The following is an 11,964-nucleotide window of genomic DNA, read 5'->3' on the forward strand; positions in this document are numbered from 1 at the left end:
TCCGGAGGGCGCAGCGCCGGGGCGGCACGGGTCTGCCGGTGCCGCCCAGGACGGCGGACGATGAGCGGGCGGTACGTGATCCACCCGGGTGCGTCGGTGACTCGACGGCTCACCGGCCGATCCGGTCGACGAGGACGTCATTCACCTCCTCGGCGCCGCCAAGGGCCGGCGACGGTAGCGGGCTCGCGCGGTGATCGCGGCCATGAAGTCGCGCCTCGCACGGCCTCGGATCACTCGCCCGCGCCCGTGTGGCACCCTCGCCGTTGTGCGCGAATCCGAACCAAGGCGGCGATCAGGTCGAGGAGGATTGTCCGCGTGACGAGTGGCAGCCCTCACCCCGGATGGTCCGCCCGGACCGCCTGGGTCGGCCGGTTCGACGCCCCACTGCGCAGGTTCCTGCGCACCGAGACCGGCGGCGCACGGGTGGTGCTGGTCGCCGCGGTGGTGGCGCTCCTCTGGGCCAACGTCCATCCGTCGTCGTACGAGTCGCTCTGGAGCACGTCCTTCTCCGTCCAGCTCGGCGACTGGCACGTGTCACACGACCTGCGTTACTGGGTCAACAGCGGCCTCATGACGTTCTTCTTCCTGGTCGCCGGGTTGGAGCTGCGCCGCGAGTTCGACATCGGAGAGCTGCGGGAGCGGCGCCGGCTGGCGCTGCCGGTGCTGGCCGGGCTCAGCGGCATGCTCGTGCCGATCGTGATCTATCTCGCGATCAACGCCGGGCGTACCACCGCCGCGGGCTGGGGCGCGGTGATGGCCACGGACACCGCGCTCGCGCTCGGCGCGCTGGCCGTCTTCGGGCCACGATTCTCGGATCGGTTGCGGGGCTTCCTGCTGACGGTCTCCGTCATCGACGACGTGGTCGCGATCGCGGTGCTGGCGATCGCCTACCCGGAGCATCCGTCGCCGACGGCGCTGCTCGTCGCGGCGGGAGTCTTCGGCCTCGTCCTGCTCGTCCGGGGCTGTGGCGTGCGGTTCGGGCCGGTCTACGCGCTGCTCGGGGTGGCGGCCTGGCTCGCGGTCTCGGAGTCCGGTGTCGACCCGGTCGTGGTGGGCCTGGTGATGGGAATGCTCAGCTACGCCTACGCCCCCGGCCGCACCGAACTGCAGCGGGCGAGTGACCAGTTCCGCCTCTTCCGGGAACAGCCCACCCCGCAGCTCGCCCGTTCGGCCCGGGCCGGGCTCGCCTCGGCGCTGTCGCCCAACGAGCGGTTGCAGACCCTCTACCACCCGTGGGCGAGCTACCTGATCGTGCCGCTCTTCGCGCTGGCGAACGTCGGGATCGTGATCGACGGCGAGCTCCTGGCCAGGGCGGTGACCTCCCCGGTCGCGATCGGCGTCGTCGTGGCGTACGTGGTCGGCAAGCCGGCCGGGATCGTGGTCGCCTCGTGGCTGGTGACGCGGCTGAGCCGCAATCGGTTCCGGCCGCCGGTCGGCTGGCTCGCCGTCGCCGGCGTCGGCACGGTCTCCGGCATCGGCTTCACCGTCGCCCTCCTGATCGCCACCCACGCGCTGGACGGCCCGGCCCTGGAGGAGGCCAAGCTCGGCATCCTCGTCGCGACGGTGGTGGCGTCCGTCGTCACCTGGCTGGTGTTCCGCTCCGCTGCCCGGCTCCCACCGGCGCGGCGGGCCCGCGCGCTGCTGGGCGTCGCCGAGGGGATCGTCGACCTGATGGTTCCGGTCGATCCGGAGCGCGACCACATGCGCGGGCCGGGCGAAGCGCCGGTGACGGTCGTGGAGTACGGCGACTTCGAATGCCCCTACTGCGGGCAGGCCGAGCCGGTGGTCCGGGCACTGCTGGCCGACTTTGCCAACGTCCGGTACGTCTGGCGGCACCTGCCTCTCACCGACGTCCACCCGCACGCCCAACTCGCCGCCGAGGCCGCCGAGGCCGCGGGTGAGCAGGGCGCGTTCTGGGAGATGCACGATCTGCTTCTCGCGCACCAGGACGCGCTCAATCCCAAGGACCTGCTGCGCTACGCCGAGCAGGTGGGCCTGGACCTCGACCGGTTCCGGGAACGGCTGGCCAAGGCCAAGGGTGCCGACCGGATCGCCGAGGACGTCGACTCCGCCGACCTCAGCGGCGTCACCGGCACCCCGACCTTCTTCATCAACGGCCGGCGCCACCACGGCGCGTACGACATCGAGGCGCTGTCAGCGGCGGTGAAGGCGGCGTTCGCCAGCGCGAAGCTCCGTCCCGAGTACCGCCGGGATCCCGGGCGCCGCCGCGAGGGGGGACCGGCGAGCTGAAACGCCGCGCGGCGGGCAGCCCGATCCGGATCGACGGCATCGAGTACGCCAGGACATCGGCGCCCGCGTGGCGCGGGTGGCCTAGCGTGACTTACGCCGTAAGTCCGACCGGCGACTCCACAGGCGGGAGCGGAAACATGAGCAGGAACCAGATGCGGAAGGTGTGCGTCGTCGGGGCCTCGGGGAAGCTCGGGCGGTTCATGGTTCAGCACGCGTTGGACCGCGGCTACGAGGTCGTCGGCGTGTGTCGCGAACGCAGTGTCCCGAAGCTCGCCGCCTACGCGGACCGGATCACGATCGTTCCCGGCCCCACGAACGACCGAGAGGTGATCCGGACGGCGGTCGCCGGCTGCGACGGCGTGCTGACCGTGTTGGTCCCCTGGGGTATGCGGCAGTACTCGTCGGGCACGGCCCAGGCGGTGCTCGACCACGCTGACCCCGGCGCGCGCCTGGTCTTCTCATGCGGCTGGCACATCACCCGCGACGGCAGGGACCAGTACTCCTGGAGGTTCAAGGCGGTTGTCCGGATCGTCACCTGGCTGGCCCGCCTCGTGCGCGCCATCGACGTCGACGACCAGGTGCAGGCGTGCCGGCGGATCTTCGCCAGCGATCGGCGGTGGACCGTCGTCCGCGGCAGCGACCTCGAGGCGGGCGAGAGCGAGGGTCTACCCGTGTGGAGCCGTCACGTCGGCGACCCGGTCCTCGCGAGCAACCTGACGCGGCGTGTGGATTTCGCGCTGTTCATGGTGCACGCGCTCACCGACGACACGCTCATCCACGAGGCGCCGGCGATCGTCGGGTGCCTCTCGCCCAGCGCGCTGGCCCACGCCGGTGATGGTCGATTCCCCGGGACGGCCGGGAGTGACCCCACCGCCTGAACGGCACGGCGGCAGGTAGCGGAGATCGGCCGGCGCGTCGCGACCGCCACGTGAGCCGCACCGGTCCCCGCTCGGCTGAGCCCGCACACCTGTCGTGGGCTGGCTGTGGCCAGGTCTCAGTCGTTACCTCGGCGTTATTGACGTGGCGTAGCTCACTCCGGTTGACTCCGTGCCGGAACCGCTTCCGCAACCGGTTCCGTATCTGGCGTTAACCCACCAGAAACACGCGGGGAGGGGGTACGGGTGCCCATCACCATCGCCGACGTGGCCGCGCGGGCCGGGGTCAGCAAGACCACCGTGTCGCGGGTGCTCAACGGCAAGGGTGAGCTCGACGAGACCACCGCCGCGCGCGTGCGGCGGGTGATCGACGAGTTGGGCTACGTGCCGAGTGCTCGCGCGGTCGGGTTGGCCCGCGGCCGGACGCAGATCGTCGGCATGCTGGTGCCGTCCCTGACGTGGCCGTGGATGGGTGAGGTCGTGCAGGGCGTCGTGGACGTCGTGGAGAGCGCGGGCTACGGGTTGCTGCTGTTCACCTGTAACCGGGGCGACGAGTCGATGCGGCAGTTCGCCTCGCACGTGTCCGCGAAGTCGTTCGACGGGCTGCTCGTGATCGAGCCCGAGGGCACCCTCGACTACATCGCCGACCTGCACCGTGGTGGCCTCCCGGTGATCCTCATCGACGACCGCGGCCACCAACGCCCCTTTCCGTCGGTCGCCACCACCAACCGCGCCGGTGGCGAATCCGCCGCCCGCCACCTCCTGGAGCTCGGCCGACGTCGACCGCTCGTCGTCACCGGCATCGAGGCCTTCGGCTGCACCCAGGAGCGGCTGGCGGGGTTCGCCGAGACGTACGCCGAGGCGGGCCTGCCCCTCGACCCGCGGCTCGTGGTCGAGGGTGACTTCACCTATGACTCAGGTCGGGACGCGGTCAACGGGCGGTTCAAGGCCGGCATCGAGTTCGACGCCGTCTTCGCTCACAACGACCTGTCCGCCGGCGGCGCCCTGCAGGCGATCCGCGAGGCGGGTCGCACGGTGCCGGACGACATCGCCGTCGTCGGCTTCGACGACGTCCCGTACGCGGCGCACACCGAGCCGCCACTGACCACAGTGCACCAACCGATTCGCGAGATGGGAGAAGCCGCGGCCCGGATGCTCATGTCGTACTTCGAGGGCGTGCCGCTGCCCGACGCTCCCACCGTCATCCCCACCACCCTGGTCACCCGCACCTCGACGGTCCCGGCCCTCGCCGCGACGCACCTCCCCTGACCCCCGGCACCGCCGCCAGGGGGTCGCACCGACGCAATCGTGAGAGCGCTCTACCGAATGGCCGGCGCCCGTCAACTGCCCCGGCCGCTCCCAGATCCCCCACCCCCAAAAAACGAATAAATGGGAGGAATGAATGCGCGTCAGACGTACTCTCGCGCTCGCCCTCGCGAGTGTGACCGCGATCGGACTGCTCGCCGGTTGTGGCGACAGCCCGAACGCCAACAAGGACAAGGCCCAGACGGCCACCGTGCTGAACGTCGGTATGCCGAACGGACCGCAGACCGAGAACCACAACCCGTTCCTCACCACGTCGGCCGCCAGATCGCTGGGCTACGCCTACCAGATCTACGAGCCGCTGATGATGTGGAACCCGGTCAAGCCGGCCGACCCGATGAAGCCGTGGCTCGCCACCAAGGCCGAGTGGTCGCCCGACTACACGTCGGTCAAGGTCACCATCCGGGACGGCGTCAAGTGGTCTGACGACAAGCCACTGACGGCCGAGGACGTCGCGTACACCTACAACCTGGTCAAGGACAACGACGCCCTGAACGACCAGGGCACGCCGTACAAGGAGGTGAGCGTGAGCGGCAACGTCGTCACGCTGACCTTCGACAGCCCTCAGTTCGTGAACCAGCCGAAGGTCCTGTTCCGCGTCCCGATCGTGCCCAAGCACATCTGGGAGAAGATCAGCGACCCGAAGACCGACATCAACAAGAACCCGGTCGGCAGCGGCCCGTACACGTTGAAGTCCTTCACCCCGCAGACCACCACCCTGTCGGTGCGCACCGGCGGCTACTGGCAGGACCTGCCGCAGGTGAAGGAGCTGCGCTACACGTCCTACACGGACAACAACGCGCAGACGACCGCGCTGGCCAACGGCGAGTCGGAGTGGAGCTTCGTCTTCATCCCGAACTACAAGACGGTCTTCGTCGACAAGGACCCGGCCAACCACAAGGTGTGGGCGCCGCCGGTCCTCGGTATCCACGGCCTCTACATCAACACCACCAAGAAGCCGTTCGACAACGCCGCCCTGCGCAAGGCCATGAACATGGTCATCAGCCGCGAGGACATCTTCGTCCAGGCCGAGGCGGGGTACTTCCACCCGCTGGTGAAGAGCGTCACGGGCCTGCCGAGCCCGGCCGGTGACTCGTACATCGCCGCGGAGTTCAAGGGCAAGGAGCACGCGGTCGACGTCGAGGGCGCCAAGAAGGTGCTCACCGACGCCGGCTTCAAGCTCGACGGCACCACGCTCAAGGACCCGACCGGCAAGCCGGTCACGCTCACCCTGACCGACCCCGCCGGGTGGTCCGACTACCAGACCAGCCTCGAGATCGTGAAGGACAACCTGTCCAAGATCGGTATCGCGGCGACGGTCGACAAGGCCAACCAGGACGCCTGGTTCAAGAACGTCGAGGCGGGCAACTTCGACGCGACGTTCCGGTGGACCGAGGGTGGCGCCACCCCGTACGACATCTACCGGACCGTCATGGACGGCGCGCAGCTCAAGCCGATCGGCACCGCGTCGCCGGCCGGCAACTTCGGCCGCTTCAACAACCCGGAGGCCACCGCGGCGCTGCGGGCGTACGCGGCCGCGACGAGCGACGCCGACCGCACCACGGCGATGGCCACGCTGCAGCGGATCTTCGTCGACCAGATGCCGATGATCCCGGTCGGCGCGGACCAGGTCGGCGGCGCCTACAGCACGAAGAACTGGGTCGGTTGGCCCGACGACGCGAACCCGTACGGCGCGATGCAGCCCACCCAGCCCAACGCGGTGGACGTGGTCCTGCACCTCAAGCCGGCCGGTAGCTGATCCGCGACACCGCCCCCCGGGTGGCCTCGGCCGCCCGGGGGAGCGGTCCCCGGCTCCACAGTGGCATCGCGTCACCTCCGGTGACATGACACCCCAGACAGGAACTCGGCATGACGGTGAGCGAAAGCGCGGCGACGCCGGGCAGCGAGGTGGTGCTGGAGGCCGTCGGCCTGACCAAGCACTTCGCCGTCCGTCGGCGGTTGCGCGACCTCTTCTCCCGGACGCGGGTCAGCGTCCACGCGGTCGACGACGTCTCGTTCGTGCTCCGCCGCGGTCGGGTGACGGCGCTGGTCGGCGAGTCCGGCTCCGGCAAGACGACGGTCGCCCGACTCCTGGCCCAGCTGTATCCCCGCACCGGCGGCGACATCCTCCTGCACGGCGTATCGACGTCGGTTCGCGGCGGCCGCCGCTTCCGCGCGTACGTCCGACGCGTGCAGCTGATCTTCCAGGACCCGTTCGCGTCGCTGAACCCGGTGCACACGGTGCGGTACCACCTCACCCGGGCGCTGCGGATCCACGGCAACGCCGGTCGCACCGGCGAAGACCTCGAGCGGGCCCTCGCCGACCTGCTCACGCGGGTCAGTCTCACGCCACCCGAACGGTACGTGAACAAGTTCCCGCACGAGCTCTCCGGCGGGCAGCGGCAGCGCATCGCGATCGCCCGAGCGCTGGGCGCCAACCCGGAGGTGCTCCTCGCCGACGAGCCGGTCTCCATGCTCGACGTCTCCATCCGGCTGGGCATCCTCAACCTGCTGCGAGACCTGAAGGATCGGCTGAACCTGGCCATCCTCTACATCACGCACGACATCGCGTCCGCCCGGTACTTCGCCGACGAGACGCTGGTGATGTACGCCGGACGCATGGTCGAGGGCGGTGACAGCGAGACGGTCACCCAGAGCCCCGCCCACCCGTACACCCGGCTGCTCATCGAGTCCGCCCCGGACCCGGACCGGATCGCCGGAATCGCCGCCGACACCGAGGAGGACCGCGGCAACGGGGAGCCGCCGAGCCTGATCCGGCCGCCGGCCGGCTGCCGGTTCCACCCTCGTTGCCCGCACGCGATGCCGCGCTGCGCCAGCGACCTGCCGCCGCGGCTTCCGGTCGACGACCAGCCCGGTCACTGGGCGGCGTGCTGGCTCTACGACCCGGCCACGGTCGCGGCGGAGGAACCCGGATCGGCGGCCGTCGCCGAGACGACGCACCCGACCCCACCGGCCCGCACTCTCGCGGAGGAGGCACGATGACGTTCCTGCTGCGGCGCATCGCCTTCTACCTGTTCACGGCGTGGGCGGCGATCACGCTCAACTTCTTCATCCCCCGGATGATCCCGGGCGACCCGGTCAGCTCGCTCCTGTCGCGGTACCAGGGGCGGCTCAGCACCGACGCCATCCAGTCGTTGCGCGTGCTCTTCGGGCTCGACAAGAACCAGAGCCTGTGGGAGCAGTACCTCGAATACTGGAACCAGCTGTTCCACGGCAACCTCGGCGTGTCGTTCACGTTCTTCCCGTCGCCGGTGTCGGAGGTCGTCGGCAACAGCCTGCCGTGGACGCTCGGCCTGGTCGGCATCACCACGGTCATCAGCTTCCTGCTCGGCACCGCGCTCGGCGTGGTGGCCGGCTGGCGGCGCGGCTCGTGGATCGACGCCCTGATGCCCGCCACGACGTTCCTCTCCTCGATCCCGTACTTCTGGCTGGGTCTGGTCGCGATCGCGCTGCTGGCCGGCCCAGGGAGCTTCTTCCCGTCGTCCGGGGGCTTCGAGCCGGGCCTGGTGCCCGCGTTCGACCAGTACTTCATCCCCAGCGCCGTGCAACACAGCCTGCTGCCCGCGGCGACGATCCTGATCTCGTCGATGAGCGGCTGGATTCTCGGGATGCGCAACATGATGGTGACCGTCTCGGCGGAGGACTACATCACCGTCGCCCACGCGAAGGGCCTGTCGGAGCGGCGGGTGGCGGTCAGCTACGCCGCCCGCAACGCGCTGCTGCCGAACGTGTCGGGCTTCGCGCTGGCGTTGGGGTTCATCGTCGGCGGCACGCTTCTGGTGGAGATCGTCTTCTCCTACCCGGGCCTCGGCTACCAGCTGTTCCAGGCGGTCGGCGCCAAGGACTATCCGCTGATGCAGGGCATCTTCCTGATCATCACGATCGCCGTCCTGGTGGCCAACCTGCTCGCCGACGTCGCCTACCTGCTGCTCGACCCTCGCACCCGAAAGAGTGGCTGACCGATGACCATCTCCTCCTCCAGCATTGAACAGGTCATTCCGGGCCAGGGGTCCATGGCCCAGCCGGCCGTCGAGCCGACCAGGAGCAGGCGGGCGCGGTTCCGCTTCGTCTCGAACGCCAAGGTGGCCACCGGGCTGGCCATCCTGGCCGTCTACGTCCTCTTCGCGATCATCGGGCCGTGGGTCGCGCCGTACGACCCGGATGCGCGTAGCTCGGACCTGATCCAGCCGCCGTCCGCCGAGCACTGGTTCGGCACCACCCATCTCGGGCAGGACATCTTCAGTCAGATCCTGGTGGGCACGCGCGGCGTGGTCGTCGTCGGGCTGATCGCCGGTGTGGTGGCGACCGTCCTGTCCATCCTGATCGGCGTGACCTCCGGCTACCTCGGCGGCGCCGCCGACGAGAGCCTCTCCGCGGTCGCCAACGTGTTCCTGGTGATCCCGGCCCTCCCGCTGATCATCATCGTGACGTCGACCATCAACAACGCCGGCGACCTGATCGTCGCGCTCGTGATCGGGTTGACGTCGTGGGCGTGGGGCGCCCGCGTGCTGCGCGCACAGACCCTGTCGCTGCGTCGCCGCGACTACGTGGAGGCCGCGCGGGCGAGCGGCGAGAAGACCTGGCGAATCATCGTCTTCGAGATCCTGCCCAACCTCACTGCGATCATCGCGTCCGGCTTCGTCGGCACCGTCATCTTCGCCGTCATGTCGGAGATCACGCTGGCCTTCATCGGCATCTCGTCGATCTCGACCTGGAACTGGGGCACGATCCTGTTCTGGGCGCAGGGCCAGCAGGCCCTCGCGCAGGGCGCCTGGTGGTGGTTCGTCCCCGCCGGGCTGGCCATCGCGCTGCTCGGCACCGCGCTGTCGCTGGTGAACTTCGGCATCGACGAGTTCGTCAGCCCGCGCCTGCGCAGCAGCGGCAAGACCCGGATCAGGACCGCGGTCGGGCGCACCGTGCGGATGCGGGTCGGCTTCACCCCGGTCCTGGACCCGCCGCGATCGAGCCCGCCGGGGAAGGTCCCGCCCGGCGCTGTCGTGGTGAGCAACGCCGACGGGAAGGGTGCCCGGCGATGAAGCAACCCGTCCTGGAGATCCGGAACCTCAACGTCGACTACGGGCTGGGCGACGACGCCGTGCACGCGGTCCGGGACGTGAACCTCACCCTGCACCGCGGTGAGGTGCTCGGGCTGGCGGGGGAGAGCGGCAGCGGCAAGTCCACCCTCGCATACGGGATCACCCGGCTGCTGCCGCCGCCCGGCGTGGTCAGCGGCGGCTCGGCGCTCTACCACCCGCCCGGCGGTGAGCCGATCGACGTCATGGGGCTCACACCGGCCGAGCTGCGGCGCTTCCGCTGGGCAGAGACGTCCATCGTGTTCCAGGGCGCGATGAACTCGCTCAACCCGGTGCACAAGGTGTCCACCCAACTGCTCGACGTGATCAAGACGCACGAGCCGACGATGAGCAGACCGGCCCGGCTGGCCCGCGCCCGCTCCCTGCTCAAGATGGTCGGCATCTCGGCCGACCGGATGGACAGCTATCCGCACCAGCTCTCCGGGGGCATGCGCCAACGCGTCATGATCGGGATGGCCCTCGCTCTCGAGCCGCAGATCGTCATCATGGACGAGCCCACCACGGCGCTCGACGTCGTGATGCAGCGGCAGATCCTCCGGCAGCTGGTCGACCTGCGCGAGCGGCTGGGCTTCTCGGTCCTGTTCATCACGCACGACCTGTCGCTGCTGGTGGAGTTCTCCGACCGCATCGCCATCATGTACGGCGGCCGGATCGTGGAGGAGGCTCCCGCCGCCGCGCTGTACCGCGACCCGCTGCACCCGTACAGCGACGGGCTGCTGCACTCCTTCCCCGCGTTGCGCGGCCCGCGCCGTGAGCTGACCGGCATCGCCGGCTCGCCGCCGGACCTGCGCGCGATGCCGACCGGCTGCGCCTTCCACCCGCGCTGCCCGAAGGCGTTCGACCCGTGTGCCGGGGAGGTGCCGGTGCTCGGCGCGCCGCCGGTGCCGGACGGGCGGACCCGGACCGTGGCCTGCTGGCTGCACCCGACGAAGGACACCGCCCCCCTGATCCCGGCACCTCGTCAATGAGGAGAAGCATGACCACCACCAGTCACCTGACCAGCGCGCAGTCCGACCTCATCGCCGGTCTGCCGCCGAGCTTCCGGTGGGGCGTCGCGACGTCGGCGTACCAGATCGAGGGCGCCGTACGCTCCGACGGTCGCACCGCGTCGATCTGGGACACGTTCTGCCGGGTGCCGGGCGCCGTCGTCAACGGTGAGACCGGTGACGTGGCCTGTGACCACTACCACCGCATGCCGCAGGACGTCGCGCTCATCCAGGACCTCGGGATCGACACGTACCGCTTCTCGGTGGCGTGGCCGCGGGTGCAGCCCGGCGGCCGCGGCCCGGCCAACCCCGCCGGGCTGGCGTTCTACGACCGGCTCGTCGACGAGCTGCTCGGCCGCGGCGTCGACCCCTGGGTGACGCTGTACCACTGGGACCTGCCGCAGGAGCTGGAGGATGCCGGCGGGTGGCCGGCCCGGGACACCGCCTATCGCTTCGCCGACTACGCGATGCTGGTCTTCGACCGGCTCAGCGACCGCGTGCGCTCCTGGACCACCCTCAACGAGCCGTGGTGCTCGGCGATGCTCGGCTACGCGTACGGGGCGCACGCGCCGGGCCGCCGCGACTTCACCGCGGCCCTGCAGGCGGTGCATCACCTGCTGCTCGGCCACGGCCTGGCCACCCAGCGGATGCGCGCCGCCGCGACCCGCCCGGTCGAGCTCGGCATCACGCTGAACCTGGGCACCGCCGCGGCGGAGACGGACAGCGAGCTGGACCGGGCGGCGGCACGCCGCGCGGACGGGCTGGGCCTCCGGATCTACCTGGACCCGCTGCGGCACGGTCGGTACCCCGCCGACGTGGTCACCGACCTCGCCGCGCGCGGGGTCGAGCTTCCGGTGCGGCCGGGCGACCTGGAGATCATCTCCGCGCCCCTCGACCTGCTCGGCGTCAACTACTACACGAGCCACGTCTTCTCCGGAGTGGACGAGGACGGGCGCACCGAGGACGCGGACGGCAACCCGGTGGAGCGAGCGGTGCCGCGCGGCCTGCCGACCACCGCGATGGACTGGGAGATCTTCCCGGAGGGGCTGACCGACCTGCTGGTCCGGATCAGCCGGGACTACCCCGGTCTGCCGATCGTGATCACGGAGAGCGGGGCGGCGTTCGACGACCGCCCGGACGAGACCGGGTTCGTGCGCGACGACGACCGGACCGCGTACCTCGCGACGCACATCGCGGCCGTGGCCGCGGCCCGGCAGGCCGGCGCGGACGTGCGCGGGTACTTCGCGTGGTCGCTGCTAGACAACTTCGAGTGGGCGTACGGCTACGACAAGCGGTTCGGCATCGTCCGGGTCGACTACGACACGCAGGCGCGCGTCCCCAAGCAGAGCGCGCTCTGGTACGGCGACACCGCGCGGCGGGTGCGCAGCGGCGGGTCCGCGTAGTACGGCGGCCGGT

Annotated in this window: 9 protein-coding genes; all 9 read left to right on the forward strand. The window is 70.4% G+C overall.

Annotation, left to right across the window (positions count from 1 at the left end; translation table 11 throughout):
* Positions 1-315: 315 nt before the first annotated feature.
* The 9 genes from nhaA (at position 316) to O7603_RS02555 (ending at position 11,951) form a co-directional block, all read left to right on the forward strand.
* Positions 316-2,250, forward strand: coding sequence for a Na+/H+ antiporter NhaA (gene nhaA / locus O7603_RS02515; RefSeq protein WP_281574046.1), 1,935 nt, complete (start codon positions 316-318; stop codon positions 2,248-2,250).
* A gap of 137 nt (positions 2,251-2,387) precedes the next feature.
* Positions 2,388-3,128, forward strand: a complete 741-nt coding sequence (locus tag O7603_RS02520; protein ID WP_281574047.1) for an NAD(P)H-binding protein — start codon at positions 2,388-2,390, stop codon at positions 3,126-3,128.
* A 243-nt stretch (positions 3,129-3,371) separates the two neighbouring features.
* A complete protein-coding gene (locus O7603_RS02525) occupies positions 3,372-4,394 on the forward strand; it encodes a LacI family DNA-binding transcriptional regulator (RefSeq protein WP_281574048.1) in 1,023 nt (340 codons plus the stop codon).
* A 133-nt stretch (positions 4,395-4,527) separates the two neighbouring features.
* Positions 4,528-6,207 (forward strand): ABC transporter substrate-binding protein, encoded by a 1,680-nt coding sequence (locus O7603_RS02530; RefSeq protein ID WP_281574049.1) that lies wholly within the window; start codon positions 4,528-4,530, stop codon positions 6,205-6,207.
* A gap of 110 nt (positions 6,208-6,317) precedes the next feature.
* A complete protein-coding gene (locus O7603_RS02535) occupies positions 6,318-7,451 on the forward strand; it encodes an ABC transporter ATP-binding protein (RefSeq protein WP_281574050.1) in 1,134 nt (377 codons plus the stop codon).
* On the forward strand, positions 7,448-8,428 hold the full coding sequence (locus O7603_RS02540) for an ABC transporter permease (RefSeq protein ID WP_281574051.1): 981 nt from the start codon (positions 7,448-7,450) through the stop codon (positions 8,426-8,428). The genes O7603_RS02535 and O7603_RS02540 overlap by 4 nt, the downstream gene beginning before the upstream one ends.
* Positions 8,429-8,431: 3 nt before the next feature.
* Entirely contained in the window at positions 8,432-9,505 is a 1,074-nt protein-coding gene (locus O7603_RS02545; protein ID WP_281574052.1) for an ABC transporter permease, read from the forward strand.
* Positions 9,502-10,530, forward strand: a complete 1,029-nt coding sequence (locus tag O7603_RS02550; protein WP_281574053.1) for an ABC transporter ATP-binding protein — start codon at positions 9,502-9,504, stop codon at positions 10,528-10,530. Before O7603_RS02545 ends, O7603_RS02550 begins: the two co-directional genes overlap by 4 nt.
* Positions 10,531-10,538: 8 nt before the next feature.
* The gene (locus O7603_RS02555) at positions 10,539-11,951 is read left to right on the forward strand and encodes a GH1 family beta-glucosidase (RefSeq protein ID WP_281574054.1); all 1,413 of its coding nucleotides are present in this window, start codon (positions 10,539-10,541) and stop codon (positions 11,949-11,951) included.
* The last annotated feature ends 13 nt before the right edge of the window (positions 11,952-11,964 follow it).

The organism is Micromonospora sp. WMMD812, assembly GCF_027497215.1.
Classification (GTDB): Bacteria; Actinomycetota; Actinomycetes; order Mycobacteriales; family Micromonosporaceae; genus Micromonospora.

Bases quoted from the DNA above. Each gene is read 5' to 3' on its own strand.
- O7603_RS02520 (WP_281574047.1), top strand. From the start codon at position 2,388: ATGAGCAGGAACCAGATGCGGAAGGTGTGCGTCGTCGGGGCCTCGGGG.
- O7603_RS02530 (WP_281574049.1), top strand. From the start codon at position 4,528: ATGCGCGTCAGACGTACTCTCGCGCTCGCCCTCGCGAGTGTGACCGCG.
- O7603_RS02535 (WP_281574050.1), top strand. From the start codon at position 6,318: ATGACGGTGAGCGAAAGCGCGGCGACGCCGGGCAGCGAGGTGGTGCTG.
- O7603_RS02540 (WP_281574051.1), top strand. From the start codon at position 7,448: ATGACGTTCCTGCTGCGGCGCATCGCCTTCTACCTGTTCACGGCGTGG.
- O7603_RS02545 (WP_281574052.1), top strand. From the start codon at position 8,432: ATGACCATCTCCTCCTCCAGCATTGAACAGGTCATTCCGGGCCAGGGG.
- O7603_RS02550 (WP_281574053.1), top strand. From the start codon at position 9,502: ATGAAGCAACCCGTCCTGGAGATCCGGAACCTCAACGTCGACTACGGG.
- O7603_RS02555 (WP_281574054.1), top strand. From the start codon at position 10,539: ATGACCACCACCAGTCACCTGACCAGCGCGCAGTCCGACCTCATCGCC.